This window comes from Paucibacter sp. XJ19-41 (assembly GCF_028462495.1).
GTDB lineage: Bacteria > Pseudomonadota > Gammaproteobacteria > Burkholderiales > Burkholderiaceae_C > Roseateles_E.
Genome location: NZ_JAQOWX010000026.1, coordinates 1 through 25,637, shown reverse-complemented (window position 1 = coordinate 25,637; position 25,637 = coordinate 1). Strand labels below are relative to the sequence as shown.

General features: G+C 67.8%; 18 protein-coding genes and 1 pseudogene. 8 read left to right on the top strand and 11 right to left on the bottom strand.

All coding sequences use genetic code 11. The annotated features are described in order from the left end of the window. The 7 genes from PO768_RS09235 to PO768_RS09205 form a co-directional block, all read right to left on the bottom strand. Window positions 1-426: transglutaminase N-terminal domain-containing protein (locus PO768_RS09235; protein WP_272645818.1), on the bottom strand; the 426-nt coding region annotated here is incomplete at its 3' end. Beyond that, window positions 423-3,065: a circularly permuted type 2 ATP-grasp protein gene (locus PO768_RS09230; RefSeq protein ID WP_272645817.1), complete on the bottom strand. Its 2,643-nt coding sequence runs from the start codon at window positions 3,063-3,065 to the stop codon at window positions 423-425. The genes PO768_RS09230 and PO768_RS09235, both read right to left, overlap by 4 nt. Before the next feature lie 66 nt (window positions 3,066-3,131). Further along, the gene (locus PO768_RS09225) at window positions 3,132-6,554 is read right to left on the bottom strand and encodes a transglutaminase family protein (protein ID WP_272645816.1); all 3,423 of its coding nucleotides are present in this window, start codon (window positions 6,552-6,554) and stop codon (window positions 3,132-3,134) included. A gap of 42 nt (window positions 6,555-6,596) precedes the next feature. Further along, window positions 6,597-7,535: an alpha-E domain-containing protein gene (locus PO768_RS09220; RefSeq protein WP_272645815.1), complete on the bottom strand. Its 939-nt coding sequence runs from the start codon at window positions 7,533-7,535 to the stop codon at window positions 6,597-6,599. A 3-nt stretch (window positions 7,536-7,538) separates the two neighbouring features. After that, window positions 7,539-8,972 (bottom strand): circularly permuted type 2 ATP-grasp protein, encoded by a 1,434-nt coding sequence (locus PO768_RS09215; RefSeq protein WP_262972107.1) that lies wholly within the window; start codon window positions 8,970-8,972, stop codon window positions 7,539-7,541. Between the two features lie 119 nt (window positions 8,973-9,091). Then, a complete protein-coding gene (locus PO768_RS09210; protein WP_272645814.1) occupies window positions 9,092-10,240 on the bottom strand; it encodes an aminotransferase class V-fold PLP-dependent enzyme in 1,149 nt (382 codons plus the stop codon). A gap of 61 nt (window positions 10,241-10,301) precedes the next feature. Continuing rightward, window positions 10,302-11,207 (bottom strand): ThiF family adenylyltransferase, encoded by a 906-nt coding sequence (locus PO768_RS09205; RefSeq protein WP_272645813.1) that lies wholly within the window; start codon window positions 11,205-11,207, stop codon window positions 10,302-10,304. Between the two features lie 220 nt (window positions 11,208-11,427). Here PO768_RS09205 and PO768_RS09200 point away from each other — a divergent pair, with 220 nt between their 5' ends. After that, on the top strand, window positions 11,428-11,850 hold the full coding sequence (locus PO768_RS09200; RefSeq protein ID WP_272645812.1) for a YbaY family lipoprotein: 423 nt from the start codon (window positions 11,428-11,430) through the stop codon (window positions 11,848-11,850). Between the two features lie 67 nt (window positions 11,851-11,917). Here the strand turns inward: PO768_RS09200 and PO768_RS09195 are convergent, their stop codons facing one another. Then, the gene (locus tag PO768_RS09195) at window positions 11,918-14,227 is read right to left on the bottom strand and encodes a YCF48-related protein (protein ID WP_272645811.1); all 2,310 of its coding nucleotides are present in this window, start codon (window positions 14,225-14,227) and stop codon (window positions 11,918-11,920) included. A gap of 162 nt (window positions 14,228-14,389) precedes the next feature. On the opposite strand from PO768_RS09195, the gene recG reads away from it, so the two are divergent. Continuing rightward, on the top strand, window positions 14,390-16,456 hold the full coding sequence (gene recG / locus PO768_RS09190; RefSeq protein WP_272645810.1) for an ATP-dependent DNA helicase RecG: 2,067 nt from the start codon (window positions 14,390-14,392) through the stop codon (window positions 16,454-16,456). Window positions 16,457-16,462: 6 nt separating this feature from the next. On the opposite strand, the gene PO768_RS09185 is transcribed toward recG, so the two are convergent. The 3 genes from PO768_RS09185 to panB all read right to left on the bottom strand — a co-directional run bounded on the left by PO768_RS09185 (window position 16,463) and on the right by panB (window position 18,990). Further along, window positions 16,463-17,140: a peptidylprolyl isomerase gene (locus PO768_RS09185; protein ID WP_272645809.1), complete on the bottom strand. Its 678-nt coding sequence runs from the start codon at window positions 17,138-17,140 to the stop codon at window positions 16,463-16,465. Between the two features lie 119 nt (window positions 17,141-17,259). Then, window positions 17,260-18,090, bottom strand: coding sequence for a pantoate--beta-alanine ligase (gene panC, locus PO768_RS09180; RefSeq protein ID WP_272645808.1), 831 nt, complete (start codon window positions 18,088-18,090; stop codon window positions 17,260-17,262). A 9-nt stretch (window positions 18,091-18,099) separates the two neighbouring features. Next, entirely contained in the window at window positions 18,100-18,990 is an 891-nt protein-coding gene (panB, locus tag PO768_RS09175; RefSeq protein WP_442953204.1) for a 3-methyl-2-oxobutanoate hydroxymethyltransferase, read from the bottom strand. 35 nt (window positions 18,991-19,025) lie between these two features. Between panB and PO768_RS09170 the strand changes: the two genes are divergently transcribed. The 6 genes and pseudogenes from PO768_RS09170 to PO768_RS09145 all read left to right on the top strand — a co-directional run. Continuing rightward, window positions 19,026-19,946 carry a LysR substrate-binding domain-containing protein gene (locus tag PO768_RS09170; RefSeq protein WP_272645806.1) on the top strand — a complete coding sequence of 307 codons (921 nt, stop codon included), beginning with the start codon at window positions 19,026-19,028 and terminating at the stop codon, window positions 19,944-19,946. Between the two features lie 173 nt (window positions 19,947-20,119). Further along, window positions 20,120-22,270 (top strand): catalase/peroxidase HPI, encoded by a 2,151-nt coding sequence (gene katG, locus PO768_RS09165; protein WP_272645805.1) that lies wholly within the window; start codon window positions 20,120-20,122, stop codon window positions 22,268-22,270. A gap of 226 nt (window positions 22,271-22,496) precedes the next feature. Then, on the top strand, window positions 22,497-22,997 hold the full coding sequence (locus PO768_RS09160) for a Dps family protein (protein WP_272645804.1): 501 nt from the start codon (window positions 22,497-22,499) through the stop codon (window positions 22,995-22,997). Then, complete coding sequence (locus tag PO768_RS09155; protein ID WP_272645803.1) at window positions 22,998-24,386, top strand: TolC family protein; 1,389 nt, start codon at window positions 22,998-23,000, stop codon at window positions 24,384-24,386. Between the two features lie 16 nt (window positions 24,387-24,402). Beyond that, window positions 24,403-25,380, top strand: a complete 978-nt coding sequence (locus PO768_RS09150) for an HlyD family secretion protein (protein WP_272645802.1) — start codon at window positions 24,403-24,405, stop codon at window positions 25,378-25,380. Further along, a pseudogene (locus PO768_RS09145) lies at window positions 25,377-25,637 on the top strand (ABC transporter permease); the annotation flags it as partial. The gene PO768_RS09150 and the pseudogene PO768_RS09145, both read left to right, overlap by 4 nt.

The following is a 25,637-nucleotide window of genomic DNA, read 5'->3' as shown; positions in this document are numbered from 1 at the left end:
GGCCAGCGTGAACTCCACCGCCTCGCTGCGCACCGCGCCGGCGTGGTAGCGCAGCGACTCGGCCACCGCTTCCCAGGCCGGGCTGGCCAGCGGATCGATGGGCGGCGGCGCGCTCAGTCCCACCTCGAAGCCGCTGCAGACCGCCAACCGCTCATGCACCTGGGCATGGCTGAACACCAGACGCGCATTGCCCCAGGGGTCGGTGCTGAACAGCTCGGGCGGCACCTCGGCGGCCGGCCAGCCATCGGGCGCCGGCTCCACCGTCAGCCGCCAGCCGCGCACCTGCTGCTGCGCCGTGCTGCGCGGGCTCAGGCAGGCCAGGTGGTGGGCCAGCTCGACCGGCGAGTCATAGTCGTAGACCGTGTCGTGCTGGACCCGCAGCCAGCGCTCGGGGGCGGCGATCGCAGCGGTGCTGGGCGCGCTCATTGCCACACCCGCTGGTCGTGCGTGCCCACATGAGAAAACAGCTTGCGGCCCAGCGCCACCGACAGGGCCTGCGCCTGCTCGCTGCAGCCCTGCAGCTGGGCCACCAGCTCGGGGTAGGCGCCGGCGGCATCGGGCGTGCACAGGCGCTCCAGCAGCCACTCGTCGGGCTGCGGCAGCGGCGCGACGACCTCGGCGGCCCAGCCCAGCTCATGGCGCGCCAGCTTGACGAAGCGGCCACGCAGCGTGCGTGCGACCCAGGCCAGCGAGCGCGGGTTGTCGGTGTCCTGCACCAGCAGATGCAGCAGCGGCGGCACCTCGCGGCGGGCCTGGAACTTGGCGCGGTAAGTCATCGTCGAATCGAACAAGCCTAGCAAGAGCATGAAACCTTCGTCGCTGCGCTGCAGGCCGCGCTCGAAGCCGGCGGCCAGCGCATGGGCGAGAAAGTCCAGGCGCTCGACCTGGCGGCCGACGCTGAGCAGGCGCCAGCCGTCGTCGCGCGTCATGCGGTCGGTCTGGGCGCCGGTGATCGCGGCCAGATGGGTGGCGGCGCGCGCCAGCAGGCCCAGTGCATCGGCGCGCGGGTCGGCCGCGCCCTTGTCCAGCACCGCCTTCATATGCTGGCTGAAGTGGTCGCCGACCTCATGGATCAGTTTCCAGTGCTCGGTCGACAGGCGCTCGCGCAGGGTCTGGCCGCAGGACTGCAGGGCGCGCAGGTTCCAGGCCACGCTGGTCGAGGCCTTGGTGTCGGCCAGCGCATGCAGCAGCGAGCGCTCGAAGACGCGCGGCGCCTGCTCGGCCGCCGGCACGCTCTCGCCGACCAGGCCATGGCGGCGCGCCAGCTCGTCCAGCAAAGGCAGCAGCTCTGCGGCGCGGTCGTCGCGCGCGGCGGTGGCCAGGGCCTCCAGGCTCAGCTTGGCCAGGCGCACGCTGTTCTCGGCCCGCTCGGTGTAGCGGCCCAGCCAGAACAGGTTCTCGGCCGAGCGGCTGGTGACGGTCCAGTGCGCGCCGGTCAGGTCGGCTGCGGTCAGGGGCTTGGGCAGCAGGCTGGTGGTGTCGATCTCGTCCTCGGTGCGCACCCAGGTGTCGGCGCTGGCGCTGCCATTGCGCATAGACAGCCAGGGATCGGCGCCGCCGTCGCGTCGGCTCGCCACCCGGGTCAGCGCGCCGGGCATCACATGCCAGCTGCCGGCCCCATCGGCCACCGCGAAGACGCGCAGCACCGCATCGCGCGGCTGCAGATGGCCGTCGCGCCAGACCGGGGTCTCCGAGGGCCGCAGCCGCGCCTGCAGGGTATGGGCGGCCGGGTCGGCGGCGATGCGGGCCCGCAGCGCGGCGCGCTCGCTGGCGCTCAGCGCGGCCACCGCCTTGGGCGCGAAGCCTTGGGTGGTCTCGCTGGCCGGAAAGGTCGGCGCGACCACATAGTCATCGAGCTGGTCCTCGTGGGCGCGCCAGGCGGCGTCCTCGCCGCACCACCAGGCCGTGGTGGCCGGCAGCAGCAGCTCCTCGCCCAGCAGCTCGCGGGCCACGGCTGGCCAGAAGCCGGCCAGGCCGGGGCTCTCCAGCCAGCCCGAGCCGGGCGCATTGGCGAGCACCACGCCGCCGGCGCGCAGCGCCTGCAGCAGGCCCGGCACGCCCAGCGTCGAATCGGAGCGCAGCTCCAGCGGGTCCAGGTAGTCGTCGTCAACCCGGCGCAAGAGCACATGGACCGGCTCCAGCCCGTGCAGCGTCTTCAGGAACACGCGGTTATCGCGCACCGTCAGGTCGCCGCCCTCGACCAGGCTGATGCCCAGGTAACGGGCCAGGAAGGCGTGCTCGAAATAGGTTTCGTTGTGCGGGCCCGGCGTCAGCAACGCGACGCGCGAGCGCTCGCCCTCGGGCGACAGCCGCATCAGCCCCTGCAGCAGGGCCTGGAAGCTGGCCCCCACGCGCTGTACCGAGAGCTCGCGAAAGGCCTCCGGGAACTGCTGGGCCACGATCAGCCGGTTTTCCAGCATATAGCCCAGTCCCGAGGGCGCCTGCGTGCGCTGGCCCACCACCCACCACAGACCGTCCTCGCAGCGCGCCAGATCGAAGGCCACGACATGCAGGTGCACGCCACCGGGCGGCTGGCAACCGTGCATGGGGCGCAGGTACTGCGGGTGGGCGAACACCAGCGAGGGCGGCAGCAGGCCGGCATCGAGCAGGCGGCGCTCGCCATAGACATCGGCCAGGGTTTTGTTGAGCAGATGGGCGCGCTGGATCACGCCGCGCTCGATGCCCTGCCACTCGTCGGCATCGACCAGCATCGGCAGCAGCTCCAGCGGCCAGACCCGCGCCGAGGTCTCGCCCGACATGCCTTCGCTATAGACGTTGTAAGTGGCCCCGTCCTCCTGGACGCGGCGCTGCACGCGGGCAGCGCGGGCCTCCAGGTCCTGCCAGCCCGCGACGCCGGTGGCCTGGAAAAAGCGCTGCCACAGCGGCGACATCTCGGCGGTGCCGGCAGCGGCGGCGGAGCTCAGGCGGCCACGCAGCTCGTCGTGGTGGCCGGGTTTGCCGCGCAAGGCGGCGGCAGCGGCCAAGGCGACCGCATCGGGGAGGAGTTCGTCTTCGGGCAGCAGGCTGGATTGCTGCGCCCGGGCGCTGAATAGACTGGAGGACATATGCGCATCATGCCCTGTGGGCGGCCCGCCGGGGATGGCGGGCCGCCTGTTCGGGGGTCAACGGATTCAACGGCCGACCCGGCGCAGGTCCAGCGTGAACGGGAATTCCAGGCTGCGCTGCGGCGGCCGGGCGTCCACCGTGCCGGGCGTGTGGCCCAGCGCCGAAAAGCGCGACAGGCGCCGGCTCTCGGCCTCGTAGCTGTTGACCGGCAGGGTCTCGTAGCTGAGGCCGCCCGGGTGCGCAACGTGGTACTGGCCGCCGCCCAGCGAGCGTTTCATCCAGGTGTCGACCAGATCGAAGGTCAGCGGCACATGGACGCCGATGGTCGGGTGCAGGGCCGAGGGCGGGTGCCAGGCCCGGTAGCGCACGCCGGCCACATACTCGCCGACCCGGCCGGTGGGCTGCAGCGGCAGCGTGATGCCGTTGACGGTGACGCGGTGGCGCGGCTCGACCAGGCCCGTCACCTTGACCTCGATGCGCTCCAGCGAGGAGTCGACATAGCGCACCGTGCCACCGGCCGAGCCCTCCTCGCCCATCACATGCCAGGGCTCCAGCGCATTGCGCATCTCCATGTGCACGCCGGCCACGCTGATCTCGCCGGCCTTGGGGAAGCGGAACTCGTAGTGCGGCGCGAACCACTGCGCATCGAAGCCGTAGCCGGCCCGGCCCATGTCCTCGATGACGTCGTCGAAATCCATCTTGACGAAGCTGGGCAGCAGGAAGCGGTCATGCAGCTCGGTGCCCCAGCGCACCAGCGGCGCGCGGTAGGGGTCCCTCCAGAAGCGCGCTACCAGCGCGCGCAGCAACAGCTGCTGGACGATGCTCATGCGCGCATGCGGCGGCATCTCGAAGGCGCGCAGCTCCAGCAGACCCAGGCGGCCGGTCGAGCTGTCGGGCGAGTAGAGCTTGTCGATGCAGAACTCGCTGCGATGGGTGTTGCCGGTCACATCGACCAGCACATTGCGCAGCGAGCGGTCCACCAGCCAGGGCAGCATCGCATCGCCATAGACCGCCTTGCTGCGCTCGATCTCGCCCAGCGCAATCTCGAGCTCGCGCAGCTGGTCGTTGCGGGCCTCGTCGACGCGCGGGGCCTGGCTGGTCGGGCCGATGAACATGCCCGAGAACAGATAGCTCAGGCTTGGATGGTTGTGCCAGTAGGCCAGCAAGGAGGCCAGCAGATCGGGCCGGCGCAGAAAGGGCGAATCGGCCGGCGTGGCGCCGCCCATCACGAAATGGTTGCCGCCGCCGGTGCCGGTGTGGCGGCCATCGAGCATGAATTTCTCGGTCGAGAGCCGGGTCTTCCAGGCTGCGTCGTAGAGGAATTCGGTGTGCGCGACCAGCTCGCCCCAGTTGTGGGCCGGGTGGATATTGACCTCGATGACGCCGGGGTCGGGTGTGACCTGCAGCATCTTCAGGCGCGGGTCGCGCGGCGGCGGATAGCCCTCCAGCACGATCTTGACGCGCTGCTCGGCGGCTGTGGCCTCGACTGCGGCCAGCAGCTCCAGATAGTCCTCCAGTTTTTGCAGCGGCGGCATGAAGACATAGAGCACGCCGCTGGCCTGGCCGACTTTCTCGGCCTTCGGGCCGCTGGCGCGGCGCGGGTCACGCACCTCGACGCACAGAGCGCTGCGGGTGATCCAGTGGGCGCTCTGGAAGCGTTCGGGGCGCTGGCTCAGCGGCACGGCGCTGCCTGAGGCGGCAGATGCGGTTGGCGCGGCCGGTGGCAGCCCATGGCCCGGTGCCGGCCAGGCCGGGAAGGTCGGTGTCTGCGCGCGCAGCTGGGCAGCCGCCGGCAAGGCGTCGCGCGGCGCGAACGGGTCCTGCTCGATATGGAAGGGGAATTCCGCCTCGCTGACCCAGGGCAGCGAATCCAGCGGCAGGCGGTAGCCCATCGGCGAGTCGCCGGGAAACAGATACATGCGTTCGTCGCGGAAGAACCAGGGGCCGCTGATCCAGGGCGCGCCGGCCAGGCCGGGTGCATCGCCCTTCTTGATCGGCAGCACATAGCCGACCACATGGTCCAGGCCCTGAGCGAAGACACGGCGCAGCCGGCTGCGCTCCATTTCGTCGTCGAGCCTGGACTCGAAGGGGTCGACATTGACCGGCAGGCGGCGCTCGCGCCACAGGTAGTACCAGGTGTCCTCGTAGCCGGGTTGAACGAAGCCGTCATCCAGGCCCAGGCGCGTCGCCAGGCCCTGCATGAAGCGCTGGGCATCGGCACTGGTGTAGGCATGGGGATCGCGCTCGTCGGCGATCAGGGTCGGGTCTTGCCAGCAGGGCTCGCCGTCGGCGCGCCAGAAGATGGACAGCGCCCAGCGCGGCAGCTGCTCGCCCGGGTACCACTTGCCCTGGCCGAAATGCAGAAAGCCGCCCTGCCCGTATTCGGCGCGCAGGCGCTGCAGCAAGGCCTGGGCGTAGCTGCGCTTGGTCGGGCCCAGCGCGTCGATATTCCATTCGGCACCGTCGCGGTCGTCGACCGAGACAAAGGTGGGTTCGCCGCCCATGGTCAGGCGCACATCGCCGGCCAGCAGCTCCGCATCGACCTGCTCGCCGAGCTGCAGCACCTCGGTCCACTGTTCCTCGGTATAGGGCTTGGTGACGCGCGGCGACTCCCAGATCCGGGTGACGCTCATCTCGTGGCCGAACTCGACCTCGCACTTGTCCACCGCGCCGCTGATCGGCGCGGCGCTGGAGGGCTGGGGCGTGCAGGCCAGCGGGATATGACCCTCGCCGGCGAACAGTCCGGATGTGGGATCCAGGCCCACCCAGCCGGCGCCGGGCAGGAAGACCTCGCACCAGGCATGCAGATCGGTGAAGTCGACCTCGGTGCCGCTGGGGCCGTCGAGCGCCTTCTGGTCGGGGGTCAGCTGGATCAGATAGCCGGAGACGAAGCGCGCGGCCAGGCCCAGATGGCGCATCAGCTGCACCATCAGCCAGCCCGAGTCGCGGCAGGAACCGGAGGCCTTAGCCAGCGTCTCCTCGGGCGTCTGCACGCCGGGCTCCATACGTATCAGGTAGGAGATGTCCTGCTGCAGGCGCTGGTTCAGCATCACCAAAAAGTCGATGGTCGGTAGCGGCTCCCGGTCGATCCCGGCCAGATAGGCCGCGACCAGCGGCGTGGCTTCATCGGCGATCAGATAGGGCGCCAGCTCGGCGCGCTGCTCCGCTTCGTAAGTGAAAGGGAAGTGCTTGGCATGGGGCTCGAGGAAGAAGTCGAAGGGGTTGAACACCGACATCTCGGCCACCAGGTCGACCGTGACCTTGAACTCGCGGGTCTGCTCCGGGAACACCAGGCGCGCCAGATAGTTGGCGAAGGGATCCTGTTGCCAGTTGATGAAATGCCCCTCCGGCTCGACCCGCAGCGAGTACGAGAGGATGGGCGTGCGGCTGTGCGGCGCCGGACGCAGGCGCACGACCTGGGGGCCCAGGCTGATGCGCCGGTCATAGCGGTAATGCGTGACATGCTTGAGCGCGACGTGGATGGACAAGGCGATTCCTTTGAGGCTTTATGTGGGGGTCCGAGGCGCGGGTCAGGCCGCCGGCATCAGGAAGTCGCGGCTGATGCCCGCACCCAGTTCGCCGACGCGGTTCAGGAACTGATCAAGAAACTCGTGCATGCCGCCGGCCAGGATCTCGTCGATGCGGCCATAGGCCAGCTCGGCGTGCAGTCGCCCGGCCTGGCGCTGGGTTTCGCCGGAGTGTTCGTTGGCCACCCGGTCGAGGTTGTCGACCAGGCGCGACAGGCAATGGGCCAGCGAGCGCGGCATATTGCTGCGCAGTATCAGCAGCTCGGCCACCTTCTCGGGCTGGATCACATTGCTGTAGACCTTGCGGTAGATCTCGAAGGCCGAGACCGAGCGCAGGATGGCCGACCAGTGATAGAAGTCGTAGGCGCTGCTGCCGGCGCCGCCCTCGGGCGCCTGGAACTTGACGTCCAGCAGGCGGGCCGTGTTGTCGGCCCGCTCCAGAAAGGAGCCGATGCGCAGAAAGTTGAAGGCCTCGTCCTGCAGCATGGTGCCGACAGTGACCCCGCGCGACAGATGCGAGCGGAACTTGACCCACTCGAACAGCGCCGAGGGATCGCGCAGCAAGAGGCCATCGGCGATCAGGCGCTTGAACTCCAGCCAGGTCTGGTTGGTGGTCTCCCAGGCCTCGGTGGTCAGCGCGCCTCGCACCGCGCGGGCGTTCTCGCGGGCCGCGCGCAGGCAGCTGATGATGGACGAGGGGTTGCGCTCGTCGCGCACGATGAAGTCCTTGACCCGCTTGGCGTCGATCTCGCCATAGCGGTCCAGGTAGTCCTGGGTGAGCTCCGAGATTGACAAGAGAGCGCGCCAGCCCTGCTCGGCCACCTCGGGCGATTGCGGCAGCAGCGAGGTCTGGTAGTTGACGTCCAGCATGCGCGCGGTGTTCTCGGCTCGCTCCATATAGCGGGCCAGCCAGAACAGATGATCGGCGGTTCTTGACAGCATTGCTCAGTCCTCCAGGACCCAGGTGTCCTTGGTGCCACCGCCCTGGCTGCTGTTGACCACCAGCGAGCCCTCCTTCAGCGCCACCCGGGTCAGGCCGCCCGGCACCATCTGCACCGTGCTGCCCGACAGCACAAAGGGTCGCAGATCAATATGACGGGGCGCTATGCCCGAGTCGACAAAGGTCGGGCAGGTGGACAGGCTCAGGGTCGGCTGGGCGATGTAGTTGGACGGCTTGGCCAGCAGCTGGGCGCGGAAATCGGCGATCTCCTGCTGCGTGGCGGCCGGGCCGACCAGCATGCCGTAGCCGCCGGCGCCATGCACCTCCTTGACGACCAGCTCGCCCAGATGGTCCAGCACATAGGACAGGTCGTCCTTGTCGCGGCACAGATGGGTGGGCACATTGTTCAGGATGGGCTTCTCGCCCAGGTAGAACTCGACCATCTTGGGCACATAGGGGTAGATGGACTTGTCGTCGGCGATGCCGGTGCCCACGGCGTTGGACAGGGTCACATTGCCGGCCTTGTAGGCGGCGATCAGGCCCGGGCAGCCCAGCGTGGAGTCGGCGCGGAAGACCTGGGGGTCGAGGAAGTCATCATCGAGCCGGCGGTAGATCACATCGACCCGCTTCGGCCCGCGCGTCGTGCGCATGAAGACGCAGTCCTTGTCGACGAACAGGTCCTGGCCCTGCACCAGCTCGACGCCCATCTGCTGGGCCAGGAAGGCATGCTCGAAATAGGCCGAGTTGTACATGCCCGGCGTCAGCACGACCACGGTGGGATCGACCACGCCCTGCGGCGCCACGCTGCGCAGGGTCTCCAGCAGCAGGTCCGGGTAATGGGCGACCGGCGCGATGCGGTGCTGCGAGAACAGCTCGGGAAACAGCCGCATCATCATCTTGCGGTTTTCCAGCATGTAGGACACGCCGGAGGGCACGCGCAGATTGTCTTCGAGCACGTAGTAGCTGCCCGAGCCATCCGGGTTGGCGGCCCGCACGATGTCGACGCCGGCGATGTGCGAGTAGATGTTCTTGGGCACCGCCACGCCCATCATCTCGGGCCGGAACTGCGCATTGCGCAGGATCTGTTCGGCCGGCACGATGCCGGCCTTCAGGATGGCCTGCTCGTGATAGACATCGTGGATGAACCGGTTCAGCGCGGTGACGCGCTGGCGCAGGCCGGCTTCGAGCTCGCGCCACTCATGGGCCGGGATCACCCGCGGGATCAAATCGAAGGGGATCAGGCGCTCGGTGCCTTCGCCGCCATCCTTATCACCGTAGACCGCGAAGGTGATGCCGACACGGCGGAAGATCAGCTCCGCCTCCTCGCGCCGCGCATACATGGTCTCGACCGGCTGCTGGGCCAGCCAGCGTTCATAGGCCTGGTACTGCGGGCGCACCCGGGCGTCGCCGCCATGCATCTCATCGAAACCGGATCTCATCGAGGCTCTCCTCTCCCGGGATACAGAGCAATAAGCGCACCAGCTTTGAGCCGGGGGCGGTGCACCAAGAGCCGCTGCGGCGCGCCGTCGATGCACCAGGGCGGGGCGCGCCCGGTCAATCAGGCGGCGGCCGCACTGGCACCAAGGATGCGCTCCAAGGCCGCGCCCAGGCTGGCCACGGTGCGATCGGGCTGGTGCAGCTTGTCCAGGCCGAACAGACCGATGCGGAAGGTCTTGAAGTCCGGGCCCTCGTCGCACTGCAGCGGCACGCCGGCAGCGCTCTGCACGCCCTCGGCCAGAAAGGCCTTGCCGCTGTGCAGGCCGTCGTGGTCGGTGAAGCTGACCACCACGCCCGGGGCCTGGAAGCCTTCGGCCGCGACGCTGCGCAAGCCCTTGGACTGCAAGAGCGCGCGCACCCGCTGGCCCAGTGCCAGCTGCTCGTCGCGCAGACGCTCGAAGCCGTAGGCGCGGGTCTCCAGCATCACATCGCGGGTGCGGGTCAGCGCATCGGTCGGCAAGGTGGCGTGATAGGCATGGCCGCCACCCTCGTAGGTCTCCATGATCTGCAGCCACTTCTTCAGATCGGCAGCGAAGCTGGTACTCGTCGTGGCATCGATCTGCGTCCGGGCCCGCTCGCTGAGCATCACGAAAGCACAGCAGGGCGAGCCGCTCCAGCCCTTTTGCGGCGCGCTGATCAGCACGTCGACGCCGGTGGCCTGCATATCCACCCAGGCCGCGCCCGAGGCGATGCAGTCCAGCACGAACAGCGCACCGACCTCATGGGCCGCCTCGGCCACCGCGCGCAGATAGCTGTCGGGCAGCAGCAGGCCGGCGGCGGTCTCGACATGGGGCGCGAACACGATCTCGGGCCGCTCGTTGCGTATCGTCGCCACCACCTCCTCGATCGGCGCCGGCGCAAACGCCGCCTGCCGGGCGCTGGTGACAGGTCTTGCCTTCAGCACCAGCTGCTCGGCCGGGATCTTGCCCATCTCGAAGATCTGGGTCCAGCGGTAGCTGAACCAGCCATTGCGTATCACCAGGGTCTTGCGGCCGCTGGCGAACTGACGCGCCACCGCCTCCATGCCGAAAGTGCCGCTGCCCGGCACGACGATGGCCGAGCGGGCGCGATAGACCTCCTTGAGCACAGCGGAGATGTCACGCATCACCCGCTGGAACTTCTGCGACATATGGTTCACCGCACGGTCGGTGAACACCACCGAGTATTCGAGCAGGCCGTCGGGGTCGACGTCGGGGAGAAGTCCGGGCATGGGGCATCCCTTTGTTGCGACAGTGGGAAGACCAGCTTATCACCGGGCGATCAAGCGGCCATCAGCCAGACGCGCCGGGCCGCGGTTCCATCAGTGCCCGCCGGAAGTTGCGTCGCATGAACCAGAACATGAAGAGCTGCAGCGGATTGCGATTGCCCCAAGGCCGCCAGGTCCTGATGAGCTGGTTGCGATAGGCATCGAAGTGCAGTCCGCGCGGTGCCACCACCACATCGCCGCGCCCCAGCAGCAGCTTGACGGCATTGGCACAGGCCACGCCGGCGGCCAGTTCGATGCCGATGGCCGTGGACGGCACCCGCTTGTTGAAAAGGTCCACCGCACGCGGCGCCACCAGATAGTGGCGCTGCTGCATGGACGGTGAGACGCCCACGATGAATTTCAGGATCTGGTCCTCGAAGCTATGACCATCCAGACAGAAGTAGTCCTCGAAGCTCATGCCATCGGGGCGGAACGCCAGCAGCGCCGTGCCCATGCCCATGGGCGCGGCTGTAACGGCCGGGATGCCCAGCTCGCGGCAGCGCGCAAAGACCTTGCGCCTGATGGCCAGCGAGAAGATGTCCAGGCTGTCCACATAGAGGTCGGCGCCCTTCAGGAACTCGTCGATATTGCCCTCATCGATACCGTCCGGCATCGTGCGAAGCTGCACATCGGGGTTGATGTCGGCCAGGGTCTGCGCCATCGTGGCCAGCTTGGTCCGCCCCATGGTCGACGCGAAGGCGCCGGCCTGCCGGTTCATATTGGGCCAGTCGAACACATCCAGATCCGAGATCGTGAAGCGCCCGATCCCCAGGCGTGCCAGCGTGATCGCATGGTTGCCGCCCACACCGCCCAGCCCGCCGATGGCGACCCGACAGCCTCGCAGGCGCTGCTGCTCGGCCTCGGTGAACCAGCCGATATTGCGAGAGAAGGCGTTCTCGTAGCAAAAGGCCTGTGCGTCAACGCTTGTCATGAATGCTCCCGGCAAGAAGGCCTGTTGTCTTCGGCTTGAGTGCCCAGCCTCTTGCGCGCCGACTCTAGTGAGCTGCGATCAAACGCCCATCCCCCGAAAGTCGGAGATCGGCAGCCGGAGGCTCAGCAAGGCGGGGTTGGCGTGCGCTATGTCACGCCGGCCGATGCTGGAAGCGCTCTGATAGTCTGGCGCCGTGATCACTGACGACCGGGAGTCGCCCATGCCCCTCAAGACTTTTCTGCGCCCCTTGCTGCCCCTGTTGGGCGCGGCCTGGCTGCTGTCCGGCTGCGCGTCGGGCGGCGGATCAAACGCCTCCGTCGGCGGCACTGCCACTTATCGCGAGCGCATGATGCTGCCCCCGGGCGCCGTGTTCGAGGCCAGGCTGCTCGATGTGTCGCTGGCCGATGCGCCGTCGGTGACGCTGGGCAGCACCCGCGTTGTCGACCCCCGCGTGCCGCTGAGTTTCTCGATTGCCTATGACCCGGCCCGCATCCAGGCCCGCCACCGCTACATCGTCAGCGCCTCGATCCGGCTCAATGAGCAGCTGCTATTCATCACCGACACCGCCCACCCGGTGCTGGGCGACAGCGGCGTGCAGCAGGTCGAGTTGTTGCTCAAGCGGGTGGAGCCGGCGCGGCCGTAGATGCAAGAAGAAAAAGGCCGACCCGGCTTGCACCGGATCGGCCCTGCATGAGCTTGCGACCGAGGGTTTAGATGCCGCCGGTGCCAGTGGACAGGATGGCGCCATCCACACCCAGCGCCCAGCCGGTGCGGCCGTCAACGAAGAACACCTCGTTCAGCGCCTTCTGCGTGCCCGAGAACTGCGGGGTCCAGGTCTTGCCGCCGTCACGCGTCAGCAGGATGGTGCCATTGCTGCCGGCAATCCAGCCCTGCTGGGCATCAAGGAAGCGGATGCTGCTCAGCGTTGCATTGGTGGCCAGCAGCACGCGCGTCCAGCTCGCACCGGCGTCGCCGGACTTCAGCAGCGTGCCATCGCCACCGACCACCCAGGCGGTGCTGGCATCGGTGAACACGACGCGGTTCAACGCCACACCGGTGCCGCTGAAGCGCGCGGTCCAGGTCTTGCCACCGTCGTCGGTGCTGAGGATGCGGCCGTTCTGTCCGATCACCAGGCCCTTGCTCGGGCTGGCAAACTGCAAGCCGGTAAGGCCCTCCGCCATATCGGCCTTGTGGCTCCAGCTCAGGCCGCCGTCCGCGCTGGTCAGCAGCACCGACTTGCCGCTGTAGCTGTTATCCGCATAGTCGCGGGCCAGTGCATAGCCGTTGTTCTCATCGACGAAATGAAAGGCGCTGATCGAGATGCGACCAGCCAGCGGTGTGGCCCAGGAAGCACCACCATCGGTGCTGCGGTAGACCTTGCCGTCGCCAGCCAGCAGCCAGCCCTTGCTCGCCGAGATGAACTGGAAGCTGCTCGCGCCATAGGCGGGCGTGGCCAGGTTCTTGATCTTCACGGTCCACTCGGTGCCGCCGTTAACGGTCTCCTGCAACTCGCCGCTGGCATTCAGACCCAGACCGCGCTTGGCATCGAAGAACCATGCGGCCACCATAGAGCGCTGGGCCACTTGCGGGTCAACACCGCCGACGGTGCGCCAGCTCAGCATGCCATCGGTGCTGAGATAGGCGTTATCGCCCTGGATCGACAGCCAGGCCTTGGCACCCAGGCGCTGCACATCGTTGCCCAGCTGAGTCGTCGGCACGGCAATGCGGTTCCAGGTGACACCGCCATCCTCGCTGAGGTAATGCTCGGCAGCGCTGTGATAGGTCTGACGGTACAGCACACCGTCATCCAGCACCTGCGCGCTGCCAGAGTTCCAGTTGCTGCTCGGCGGGGAGACGAGTTGGGTCCAGTTTCGTCCGCCGTCGACGCTGCGATAGATCTGACCATTGCTGACCAGATAGGCCTTGTTCGCATCGATAAAGTCGACCTTGCTTCCATAGCTGTTCATGCCGGCCAGGCCCTGGGCTTCATAGCTCTCCCAGCTAGCGCCGCCATTCAAGCTGCGCCAGATCAGCAACTTGTAGACATAGCGCTGGAGCGTGTAGTCGTAGTTCGAGGAGAAGTCATTGATCGCCAGCACATCCTTGCCGACCAGTTGGAACTGGTTCGAATAGCCGCTCGCGCCGCTCGGCACCACCGTCGCTGTCGCACCGCCATCGACCGATTTTTTCAAGGTATTGCCGGCGAAGCTCCATAGCGTGCCATCGGAGCCCGCCTCGCTCAGCGCGAACGCATGCTCGGTCCAGGTCGCGCCACCATCGGTGGTGCGGCGCACCTTGTGATTGCTGGACACCAGCGCTGTTTGCGCATCGATCACGTCCAGTCTGTTGCCATAGTCATAGCCGTCGTTGAAGCCGACCGCCTGCATCGTCCAGGTCTGGCCGCCATTGACGGTCCGCAGCAAGGCACCATGCGCGCCCAGCACCCAACCATGGTCGGCGTCGGCAAAAACTACCGCCCACAAGCGCGTGCGCACGCCGCTGTCCTGCTTGACCCAGGTCTTGCCGCCGTCGCTGGTCTTGAGGATTTCGCCGTTGTCACCCACCGACCAGCCGGTCTGCGCATCGAGAAAGAAGTAGTCCTCCCGGCTGGTGCCGGTCGGCCTCGGCTGCTGCCAGCACCAGCCACTGTCGGAAGCCCCGGAGCAGGCCAGACCGCGCACATGGGCGCGGTTGTTGACGCTGATCTGGAACTTGACCTCCTTGGAAGCACCGGCAGTGTTGCTGACCTTCAGGCTGACTTCGTAGTCGCCGACCTTGGCATAGTCATGCTTGGGGCTGGCCTCGGTGCTGCTGCTGCCGTCGCCGAAATTCCAGACAAAGCTCAGCCCCTGCAGCGCTGCGGCGCTGTTGCTGAACGCCGTGGCCGAGGCCACATCGCTGCTGGCGGCACCGCTGATGCTCAAAGTGTCCGGGATCGCCGTGGCAGGCACCGGCGTCGGGGTGGGCGTCCCACCACCATCACCGCCGCCGCCACAGGCGCTCAACAATATGCCGCTCAACAAACCAACGGCGCAGGCGCGCCGCACTCCCCAAGCTCCGCGCATCGCAGATCCCCCTCTTGTGTGAATTTGTAAGAACATAGGATTGTCCACGGACCGGCGCCTTCCGAATCGTGCGCGAACCCACCCTGATGGGGGATGCCGCAGGGCAGAATCCCGCCCATGCCCGAGGCCAGCCCCGCCACCCCCACCAGCGCATCCAAGCCCAAATCCGCCCCGCAAAAGGCCATGGAGAAGCTGGGCCTCGTGCGCGATATCGACCTGGCCTTGCATCTGCCGCATCGCTACGAGGACGAGACCCGCATCACGCCGATCGCCGAGGCGCGCGAGGGCGAGACGGTGCAGTGCGAGGGGGTGGTGATCGAGTGCCGGGTCGAACTGCGCGGGCGGCGTTCGCTGCTGGTGAAGATGGCGGATGACAGCGGCGAATGGCTGCTACTGCGCTTCATCCACTTCTACCCCTCGCATCAGAAGACCATGGCCGAGGGCCAGCGGCTGCGGGTGCGCGGCGAGCTGCGTGGCGGCTTCTTCGGGCGCGAGATGGTGCACCCGAGCTTCAAGACAGTCAGCGAGGACACCCCGCTGGCGCAAAGCCTGACCCCCGTCTACCCCAGCAGCGCCAGCCTGCCCCAGGTCTATCTGCGCAAGGCCGTGGCCTCGGGCCTGAAGCGCGCCGCGCTGGAGGAGCTGCTGCCGCCCGGCACGGTGCCGGCCCGGCTGCCCAGCCTGCGCGAGGCGCTGGACTTTCTGCATCACCCGCCACCGGCTGCGGGCCTGAGCACGCTGGAGGATCACAGCCACCCGGCCTGGCAGCGACTGAAGTTCGAGGAGCTGCTGGCCCAGCAGCTGAGCCAGCTGCGCGCCCAGCGCGAGCGGGCCCGGCTGAGAGCCCCGGCGCTGCGGGCCGCACGCGGCGGCCTGCATGAGCGGCTGCTGGCCACCCTGCCCTTCGGCCTGACCGGCGCGCAGCAGCGCGTCGGCGAAGAGATCGCGCAAGACCTGGCACGCCCCGCCCCGATGCACCGCCTGCTGCAGGGCGACGTCGGCTCGGGCAAGACCGTGGTGGCGGCGCTGGCGGCGGCGGTGGCCATCGACGCCGGCTGGCAGTGCGCGCTGATGGCGCCGACCGAGATCCTGGCCGAACAGCATTTCAAGAAGCTGCTCGGCTGGCTGGAACCGCTGGGGCTCCAGGTCGCCTGGCTGACCGGCAGCGTGAAGGGCAAGGCGCGGCAGAAGATGCTGGATGCGGCGGCGTCCGGAGAAGCCCAGCTGGTGATAGGCACCCATGCGGTGATCGAGGACAAGGTGGTATTCAAGAAGCTGGGCTTGGCCATCATCGACGAGCAGCACCGCTTTGGCGTCGCGCAGCGATTAGCCTTGCGCAAAAAGCTGGCCTCGCAGGCGCTAGAGCCGCACCTCTTGATGATGAGCGCGACACCTATACCGCGCACGCTGGCGATGACTTACTTCGCCGACCTCGATGTCTCGACCATCGACGAGCTGCCGCCCGGCCGCACGCCCATCGTCACCAAGGTGTTTGCCGACAGCAAGCGCGACAACGTGATCGCCAAGATCCGCGACGAGGTGGCCAAGGGGGCCCAGGTCTACTGGGTCTGCCCGCTGATCGAAGAGTCGGAGACCCTGGACCTGAAGAACGCGACCGAGACCCATGCGGAGCTGAGTGCCGCACTGGATGGTCAACTGGTCGGCCTGCTGCACGGCCGCATGGCACCTAGCGAGAAGGCAGCGGTGATGGCGCAGTTCAGCGCGGGGCACATGAGCGTGCTGGTGGCGACCACGGTGATCGAGGTCGGCGTCGATGTGCCCAATGCCAGCCTGATGGTGATCGAGCATGCCGAGCGTTTCGGCCTGAGCCAGCTGCACCAGCTGCGCGGCCGCGTCGGCCGGGGCGCAGTGGCCAGCGTCTGCGTGCTGCTCTACACCGGCCCGCTGTCGCCGACGGGCAAGGACCGGCTGCGCGCAATGGCCGAGACCAATGACGGCTTCGAGATCGCGCGCCGCGACCTCGACATCCGCGGCCCCGGCGAGTTCATGGGCGCCCGCCAGAGCGGCGCCGAGCTCTTGCGCTTTGCCGATCTGCAGGAGGACGCGCCGCTGCTGAAGGCGGCGCGCGAACTGGCACCCCAGCTGCTGGACCGCCACCCGGAAGCGGCAAGCCGGCAGGTGGAGCGCTGGCTGGGCTCGAAGGCGGAGTTTCTGAAGGCCTGAGCCTGCTTACTTCAGCTTGATCGCCCAGTACAGCAGCACCTCGGTGGCCGGCGTGTCCGCATTGGCAATCGGCAACTGGGGCTCGGCATTGATGGCATCCACCGTGCCCAGGCCCGAGATCACGCGACCGAACACCGCGTAGCCTGGTTCGGCTGCGCTCTTGTAGTCCAGGCCCGTATTGTTGACCGTGTTGAAGTAGAACTGGCTGGTGGCAGAGTCCGCCGCCGCCGTACGCGCCATCGCGATGGTGCCGCGCACATTCGACAGGCCGATATTGCTCTCCAGCTTGATCGCGGCACCGACACCCGGCTTGCCGACGAAGCCGGTCGTGAACCCACCGCCCTGCACGACGAAGTTGGGCACGACGCGATGGAAGATGGTGTTGCTGTAGTACCCGTCCTGCACATACTTCAGGAAGTTGGCCACCGTGATCGGTGCCTTGGCGGTTTCCAGCTCGATGACGATCTCGCCCTTGCTGGTCAGCATGCAGACGGTGTTGGCCGCTGGGCTGGCGGTCGATGCGGCAATGCCGGCCGCACTGCAGCTCGTTGTCGGCGCGGTCGGGTTGGGGTTCGGCTTGGGTTTGACACCTACATTGTTGTCATCACCACTGCCACCGCCGCCGCCACAGGCAGCCAGAAAAGTCAGGGCGCTTGTGGCGCACAGGGTCTTGATCAGATTCATGGTCTATGGGTCAGCTAGAAGCGATACCTGGAGAAGCGCCGCAGTATCGATGTTCGCGAGCAGCGGGCCTGTGGACACCCCCCATCAAGACTGCTATTCGCACAAACTTTACGAGCGCTTCACATGAACTCCAGGTTGTCAATCAACCTCGTCTGCCCCAGCCTGGCAGCCGCCAGCGCCACCAGCGGCTGCCCCTCGGCCGGCGCGCTCAAATCGAGGCGGCGGCGCAGCACCAGATAGTCGGGCGCCCAGCCGGCCGCTTGCAGCGCTGCCATGGCCTCGGCCTCGATGGCGGCGACATCGCGCTCGCCGCCTTGCCAGCGCGCGATCATGGCCTTCAGCGTGCGGCTCAGGCGCAGAGCCTCCTCGCGCTCGGCCTCGCTGAGATAGCTGTTGCGCGAGGACAGGGCCAGGCCCTGCTCGCTGCGCGTGGTCTCGCCGGCCAGGATCTCGATGGGCAGGGCCAGCTGGGCCACCATGCGGCGCAGCACCATCAGCTGCTGATAGTCCTTCTTGCCGAACACCGCCCAGCGGGGCTGCACGATGTTGAACAGCTTGGCCACGACGGTGCAGACGCCGGTGAAGAAGCCGGGGCGGAAATGGCCTTCGAGGATGTCGGCCAGCTCTGCCGGCGGCTGCACCTTGTAGCCCTGCGGCTCGGGGTAGAGCTCGGCCTCGTCGGGCGCGAACACATAGTCGCAACCAGCGCTTTCGAGCAGCTCGGCATCGCGCGCCAAGGTGCGCGGGTAGCGGTCGAAGTCCTCGTGCGGCGCGAACTGCAGGCGGTTGACGAAGATGCTGGCCACCACCGGGCCGTCCTGCGAGGCCGCCTTGGCCTGGCGCACCAGGGACAGATGGCCCTCATGCAGATTGCCCATCGTCGGGACAAAGGCGTTGGGGCGGCCGACCAGCGCCTGGCGCAGCTCCGCGACGGTGTGAATGACTTGCATCGCGCTCAATCAGTAGCTATGGAGTTGGTTGTCGGGAAAGGTCTGCGCCTTGACCTCGGCCAAATAGCGGCCCACCGCGTCCTGGATCGAGGCCGCGCCGGCCATGAAGTTCTTGACGAAGCGGGGCCGACGGCCCGGCGTGATGTCCAGCATATCGTGCAGCACCAGCACCTGGCCCGAACAGCCGACGCCGGCGCCAATGCCTATCACCGGCACGGGCGAGGCGGCCGTGATTTCGGCGGCCAGCGTGGCCGGCACCATCTCATAAAGCAGCATGGCCGCTCCGGCCTCGACCAGTTCCTGCGACTCGCGCTTGATGCGCGCGGCGCCGGCCTCGTCGCGGCCCTGCACCTTGAAGCCGCCCAGCGCGTTGACGGTCTGCGGCGTGAAGCCCAGATGGGCGCAGACCGGAATGCCGCGCTCGCTGAGAAAGCGCACCGTCTCCACCGTCCAGCCGCCGCCCTCCAGCTTGACCATCTGAGCACCGGCCTTGACCAATGCGGCGGCGCTCTTCCAGGCCTCTTCCTTGCTGACGTGGTAGCTGTCGAAAGGCAGATCGGCCAGCACCCAGGCTGTCTTGACGCCACGCCGCACACAGGTGGTGTGATAGACCATGTCCTCCAGGCTGACCGGGGCGGTTGAGCCGCGGCCCTGCAGCACATTACCCAGCGAGTCGCCGATCAAGAGGATGTCCACGCCGGCACCGTCCAGCAGGCTCGCAAAGGCCGCGTCATAGCAGGTCAGCATCGCGATCTTCTCGCCGTCGGCGTGCATCTGCTGCAGGCGGGGCAGACTCAGGGGTTTGCGTTCGGTACTCATGTTCTGTGCGATTGGCGAATGCCCGCAGGGCGCAGGCGGGCGCAGTGTAGCGGGGTAGGCCATCTCCACAGAACCGGTCAAGGCAATGTAGGCTTCGCCCCTGATAGGAGAAAACAATGACCCTGACCGAGCTGCGCTACATCGTCGCCGTCGCCCGCGAACGGCATTTCGGCCGCGCGGCCGAGGCTTGCCACGTGTCCCAGCCGACGCTGAGCGTCGCGATCAAGAAGCTGGAGGAGGAGCTGGACGTCAAGATCTTCGAGCGCGGCGCCGCCGAGGTCACGGTGACGCCGCTGGGCGAGGACATCGTGCGCCAGGCCCAGTCGGTGATCGAGCAGGCCAGCGCAATCAAGGAGATCGCCAAGCGTGGCAAGGACCCGCTGGCCGGCGCGCTGCGCCTGGGGCTGATCTACACGATTGGCCCCTATCTGCTGCCCCAGCTAGTCAAGAGCGTGATCGCGCACTACCCGCAGATGCCGCTCATGCTGCAGGAAAACTTCACCGTCAAGCTGCTGGAGATGCTGCGTACCGGCGAGCTCGACTGCGCCATCATGGCCGAGCCCTTTCCCGACACCGGCCTGGCGATCGCGCCCCTCTACGACGAGCCCTTTGTGATCGCCGCGCCGGCCAGCCACCCCTTCGCCCAACGCAGCGAGATCAGCTCGCAGGAGCTCAAGAGCGAGACCATGCTGCTCTTGGGCACTGGCCACTGCTTTCGCGACCATGTGCTGGAGGTCTGCCCCGAGTTCGCGCGCTTCTCCAGCGACGCTGAGGGCATACGCAAGAGCTTCGAGGGCAGCTCGCTGGAGACAATCACGCATATGGTGGCCTCGGGCATGGGCGTCACCGTGGTACCGGGCCTGAGCGTGCCGGCGGAGCCGCAGACCCATTTGCGCTTCATCCCCTTCGCCGCGCCGGTGCCGACCCGCCGCGTCGTGCTGGCCTGGCGCCGCACCTTCACCCGCTACGAGGCCATCGCGGCGCTGCGCAATGCGATCTATGACTGCGCGCTGGACGGGGTGACGCGGCTGTCCTGACTCCAAAGGGGCTTGAAGCGGCCGCGCCGTCCGGCGAACATGGGCCTCGCCTGGAGAAGTTTGTTTCTAGCTATCGCCGACTTTGATTCAAACAAATTGATCTATTGGTAGCCGAAATTTAGTCTTCTGCCTTCCATTCCAGCCACGGCTGGCCACACCCGAGGAGATAAGCCATGACCAGTGAAGCGAACAAGTGCCCCTTCCACCATGCTGCCGGCGGCGGCACGACGAACAAGGACTGGTGGCCGAACCAGCTGCGCGTCGATCTGCTGAACCAGCACTCAAGCAAATCTGATCCGCTGGGCGAGACCTTCAACTACGCCGAAGAATTCAAAAAGCTCGACTACAAGGCGCTGAAGGCCGATCTGGTCAAGCTGATGACCGACAGCCAGGACTGGTGGCCGGCCGACTTCGGCCATTACGGCCCGCAGATGATCCGCATGGCCTGGCACTCGGCCGGCACCTATCGCACGCTCGATGGTCGCGGCGGCGGCGGCCGCGGCCAGCAGCGTTTCGCCCCGCTGAACTCCTGGCCCGACAACGTCAATATCGACAAGTCGCGTCGCCTGCTGTGGCCGATCAAGCAGAAGTACGGCCAGAAGATCTCCTGGGCCGACCTCTTCATCCTGGCCGGCAATGTGGCGCTGGAATCGATGGGCTTTCGCACCTTCGGCTTTGCCGGCGGCCGTGCCGATGTCTGGGAACCGGACATGGACGTCAGCTGGGGCGCCGAGACCACCTGGCTGGCCACCGACAAGCGCTTCCACGGTGATCGCGAGCTAGACCATAACCTCGCCGCCACCCATATGGGCCTGATCTATGTGAACCCCGAGGGCCCGAATGCCAGCGGCGACTACATGGCCGCCGCCAAGGACATCCGCGCCACCTTCTACCGCATGGCGATGGACGACGAGGAGATCGTCGCGCTGATCGCCGGTGGCCACACCTTCGGCAAGGCCCACGGCGCCGCACCCGAATCACACAAAGGCCCCGAGCCGGAGGGTGCCGGCATCGAGGCGCAGGGCCTGGGCTGGAACAGTAACTTTGGTCAAGGCCACGGCAAGGACACCGTCTCCAGCGGCCTCGAAGTGACCTGGACCACGACCCCGGCGCAGTGGGGCAACAACTTCTTTGAGAATCTCTTCAAGTTCGAGTGGGAGCTGGAGAAGAGCCCCGCCGGCGCCAAGCAGTGGGTGGCAAAGGACGCGCCGGAGATCATTCCGGACGCCCACGTGCCGGGCAAGTTCCACAAGCCCAAGATGCTGACCACCGACCTGACGATGCGCTTTGACCCCGAGTTCGGCAAGATTTCCAAGCGCTTCCTCGAAGACCCGCAGGCCTTTGCCGAGGCCTTTGCCCGCGCCTGGTTCAAGCTAACCCACCGCGATATGGGCCCGAAGGTCCGCTATCTTGGCCCCGAGGTGCCGAAGGAAGACCTGATCTGGCAAGACCCGCTGCCGGCCGCAACGCACAACCCGTCCGCAGCGGACATCGCCGAGCTGAAGACCAAGATCGCGGCCTCCGGCCTATCGATCAGCGAGCTGGTGTCGGTGGCTTGGGCCTCGGCCTCGACCTTCCGCGGCGGTGACAAGCGTGGCGGCGCCAATGGCGCGCGCCTGGCCCTGGCACCGCAGAAGGACTGGGAAGTGAACCGGCGCGCCATCGCCGCCCTGCCCACCCTGGTCGAGATCCAGAAGGCCTCGGGCAAGGCCTCGCTGGCCGATGTGATCGTGCTGGCCGGCAGCGTCGGCATCGAGCAGGCGGCCAAGGCGGCCGGCGTCGCGGTCGAGGTGCCGTTCGCGCCGGGCCGGGTCGATGCCACGCAGGAACAGACCGATGTCGAGTCCTTCGCGCTGATGGAGCCGCTGGCCGATGGTTTCCGCAACTACAAGAAGGGCAAGATCGGCGCGGCCACCGAGGCGCTGCTGATCGACCGGGCTCAGCTGCTGACGCTGACCGCGCCGGAGCTGACCGCCCTGGTCGGCGGCCTGCGCGTGCTCGGGGCCAATGCCGACGGCAGCAAGCACGGCGTGTTCACCGAGCAGGTCGGCGTGCTGAGCAATGTCTTCTTCGTCAACCTGCTCGATATGAGCACCGAGTGGAAGGCGGTCGATGGCGAGGGCGAGCTGTTCGAAGGCCGGGATCGCAAGACCGGCGCGGTCAAGTACAGCGGCACCCGCAACGATCTGGTGTTCGGCTCCAACTCGGTGCTGCGCGCCTATGCCGAGGTCTACGCCAGCGCGGACGGCCAGCAGAAGTTTGTCGCCGACTTCGTCGCCGCCTGGACCAAGGTGATGAACCTGGACCGCTTCGATCTGGCGTGATCGCGCGGCGTTGCTGAGAGAACCTGGGGTGGGCCTGGCCCACCCCTTTTGAGAGAGGACATGATGATGCTGAAGAAGGGACGAACCCTGCTGGGCCTGGCCGTGACGCTGAGCGGCACCGCCTTGAACGCGCAATACCTGGTCGAATGGATGCGGCATAGCAATATCTGACCCCCGCTCGTCCTATAGTTGCTGACATCCACTCAGCCAACCTCCAAGGACATTCATGAGCAAGAAGAAAGCGGCCTCCGGCACCAGCATCAATATCGGCATCGATGACAAGGACCGCGCCGCCATCGCCGCCGGCCTGTCCAAGCTGCTGGCCGACACCTACACGCTCTACCTGACCACCCACAACTTCCACTGGAACGTCACCGGGCCGATGTTCAACTCGCTGCATGCGATGTTCATGACCCAGTACACCGAGCTGTGGAACGCGGTCGACCCGATTGCCGAGCGCATCCGCTCGCTGGGCCACCCCGCCCCGGGCTCCTATGCGCAGTTCGCCAAGCTCAGCTCGCTGAAGGACGCCCCGGCAACGCCACCCAAGGCGCTGGAGATGGTGCGCATCCTGGTCGAGGGCCATGAAGGCGCGGCGCGTACCGCGCGCAGCCTGTTTCCGCTGGTCGACAAGGCCAGCGACGAGCCCAGCGCCGACATCCTGACCCAGCGCCTGACCGTGCACGAACAAACCGCCTGGATGCTGCGCAGCCTGCTGGAAGAGTAAATGCGATTGGCAGCGGCACCGCTGGCCCTGCTGCTGGTCGCAGGCGCGGTCCAGGCCCAGGCCCACGTCCAGAAGTTAAGCTGGGACGAGGCCCTGCAGCGCCTGCGCGGTGGCTCGGACCAGCTGGCCGCCGCGCGCGCCGGCCTGGCCCACAAGCAGGCCCGCGCCGAGGGCATCGCCGGCCTGGGCGGGCCCAGCGTCAGCCTGACCGGCGCGGCCTACCGCTACAAGGCCAGCCTGGACATCGATCTGGACCCGCTGTCACAGCGACTGGACCAGATCGTTCCGCAATTGCCGCCGCTGCTGGGTCAGGTCTTGCCTGCCCTGCCGCAGCTGCCGCACAGCTACACGCTGGAGCGCAGCAACAGCGGCAGCACCGCCTCGCTCTCGGCCGTCTGGCCGCTCTATCTGGGCGGCGCAACCGAGGCCGCCCGCGGCCTGGCGGCCGCCCAGACCGCCGAGGCGAGCGCCGATCTGCAAAGCAGCGAGCACGAGGCGGCTGCGCAGCTGGCCCAGCGCTACTTCCTGACCCAGCTGGCGCGCCGCGCCGCCGCGCTGCGCGAGGCCGCCGCCGAGGGCATCGCCGCCCATGATGCGGCGGCCGAGAAGATGCTCGCCACCGGCGTGCTGTCCAGGCTCGAACGGCTACAGGCCCGTGCCGCCCTGGAAGACGCCCGCTACCAGGCGCGCAAGGCACGCAGCGATGCGGACCTGGCCGCGCTGGCGCTGGCACGCAGCCTCAAGCTCGACGCCCCGCCCCAGCCCAGCACGCCGCTGGCGCTGAGCCTGCGGCCGCTGCCGCCGCTGCAGGACTTCATCATCGTGGCCCTGGCCAACCATCCGGGCCTGGCCAAGGTCGCGGCCAAGAAGGAGCAGGCCAGCGAGCTGCAGCGCGCCGGCAAGGCGCTCAACAAGCCGCAGCTGTTTGCCTTCGGCCAGCGCTCGCTGACGCACAACGGTGACTGGGTGGCCGGCATCGGCCTGCGCATGAATCTGTGGGACTCGCTGGACCACGGCGCGCTGGACCGTTCGCACGCCAGCCAGATCGCCCAGGCCGACGCGACCGACGCCCAGGCACGCAGCGATATCGCGCTGCTGGTCGAGCGCCAATGGCGGGCCACCGAAAACGCCCGCGAGCAGTACCTGAGCCTGCAGGCCCAGGACGAGCTCGCCCATGAGCTGTTGCGCCTGCGACTGGCCGGGCTGCGCCAGGGCACCAGCACCACGCTGGACCTGATCGACGCCGAGCTGAACCTCGCCAAGCAGCGCACCGGCCGCGCCCAGGTCGCCTATGACTATGTGATGGCGCTGACCGGTCTGCTGCAGGCCTGCGGCCAGCTCGACAGCCTGGGCGACTACCTGAACCAGGCCGCACTGCGCATCGAATGAAGAGCAAGCACGCCCCATGAAAGCCAAGCAAGTCCTGACCCCGCTGCTCATCGCCCTGGCCGCCGGCCTGGGCATCTACGCGCTCTGGCAGGCCGGCCCCGGCCCCGAGCAGGCGCCCATCCAGGGCATGATGGAAGCGCAGGAAACCGCTCTCGCGCCCAAGCTGACCGGCCGGATCGCCGAGCTGCGGGTGCAGGAGGGCCAGGCCATCGCCAAGGGCGAGTTGCTGCTGCGCATCGATAGCCCCGAGGTGCAGGCCAAGCTGGCCCAGGCCAGCAATGCCGAGGCCGCAGCCTCGGCGGTGGCGCTGAAGGCGCACAACGGCGCCCGCCCGCAGGAGATCCGCATGGCACGCGCCAACTACGAGCGCGCCCAGGCCGGCGCCGAGCTGGCCAGGAAAAGCCATGAGCGGGTCGAGAGCCTGCACCGCGACGGCCTGGTGGCCACGCAAAAACGCGACGAGGCCGAGGCCAACTGGCGCGCCAGCGAACGCCTGGCCGAGGCCGCCAAGGCGCAATGGGAGCTGGCCCAGGCGGGCGCCCGTGCTGAGGACCAGGCGGCCGCCAGCGCCCAGGCCCGCCAGGTGGCCGGCCTGGTGCAGGAGGTCGAGGCGGCCCGCGCCGAGACCGAGCTGACGAGCCCGGTGGCCGGTACCGTGGCCAAGCTGCTGGCCAAGGTCGGCGAGCTGTCGCCGGCCGGCGTGCCGGTCGTGACCATCGTCGACCTGGCCGATCAATGGGCCGTGTTCAATGTGCGCGAAGACCAGCTGGCGCGCTTCGCGATCGGGGCCGAGTTCGAGGCCCGCCTGCCGGCCCTGCCCGAGCAGCCGCGCCTGCGCTTCAAGGTCACGGCCTCCAAGGTGCTGCCCGACTTCGCCACCTGGCGCGCCACCCGCGGCAACCAGGGCTATGACCTGCGAACCTTCGAGGTCAAGGCGCGGCCGCTGCAGCCCATCCAGGGCGCCCGCCCGGGCATGAGTGTGCTGCTGCCGTGACTTCGGGCTGGCGCTCGGCTTGGGCCAAGGTCTGGGCGCGCGAATGGGCACAGCTGCGCGCCAGCCCGCTGGACCTGGCCATGCTCTCCTGGGTGCCGCTGCTGCTGGGCCTGCTGATGCTGTGGACCTTCTCGGCTGGCCTGGCGAGCCGACTGCCCGTCGCCGTGCTGGACCAGGACCACAGCGCCGCGTCGCGCCAGCTGCAGCGCCTGCTCGATGCCGCGCCGGGCCTGCGCCTGGCCCGGCCGCTGGCCGAT

Bases quoted from the DNA above. Each gene is read 5' to 3' on its own strand.
- PO768_RS09150 (WP_272645802.1), top strand. From the start codon at position 24,403: ATGAAAGCCAAGCAAGTCCTGACCCCGCTGCTCATCGCCCTGGCCGCC.
- PO768_RS09160 (WP_272645804.1), top strand. From the start codon at position 22,497: ATGAGCAAGAAGAAAGCGGCCTCCGGCACCAGCATCAATATCGGCATC.
- PO768_RS09230 (WP_272645817.1), bottom strand. From the start codon at position 3,065: ATGTCCTCCAGTCTATTCAGCGCCCGGGCGCAGCAATCCAGCCTGCTG.
- katG (WP_272645805.1), top strand. From the start codon at position 20,120: ATGACCAGTGAAGCGAACAAGTGCCCCTTCCACCATGCTGCCGGCGGC.
- PO768_RS09220 (WP_272645815.1), bottom strand. From the start codon at position 7,535: ATGCTGTCAAGAACCGCCGATCATCTGTTCTGGCTGGCCCGCTATATG.
- PO768_RS09200 (WP_272645812.1), top strand. From the start codon at position 11,428: ATGCCCCTCAAGACTTTTCTGCGCCCCTTGCTGCCCCTGTTGGGCGCG.
- PO768_RS09205 (WP_272645813.1), bottom strand. From the start codon at position 11,207: ATGACAAGCGTTGACGCACAGGCCTTTTGCTACGAGAACGCCTTCTCT.
- PO768_RS09185 (WP_272645809.1), bottom strand. From the start codon at position 17,140: ATGAATCTGATCAAGACCCTGTGCGCCACAAGCGCCCTGACTTTTCTG.
- panC (WP_272645808.1), bottom strand. From the start codon at position 18,090: ATGCAAGTCATTCACACCGTCGCGGAGCTGCGCCAGGCGCTGGTCGGC.
- PO768_RS09155 (WP_272645803.1), top strand. From the start codon at position 22,998: ATGCGATTGGCAGCGGCACCGCTGGCCCTGCTGCTGGTCGCAGGCGCG.
- PO768_RS09210 (WP_272645814.1), bottom strand. From the start codon at position 10,240: ATGCCCGGACTTCTCCCCGACGTCGACCCCGACGGCCTGCTCGAATAC.
- PO768_RS09170 (WP_272645806.1), top strand. From the start codon at position 19,026: ATGACCCTGACCGAGCTGCGCTACATCGTCGCCGTCGCCCGCGAACGG.
- PO768_RS09215 (WP_262972107.1), bottom strand. From the start codon at position 8,972: ATGAGATCCGGTTTCGATGAGATGCATGGCGGCGACGCCCGGGTGCGC.
- recG (WP_272645810.1), top strand. From the start codon at position 14,390: ATGCCCGAGGCCAGCCCCGCCACCCCCACCAGCGCATCCAAGCCCAAA.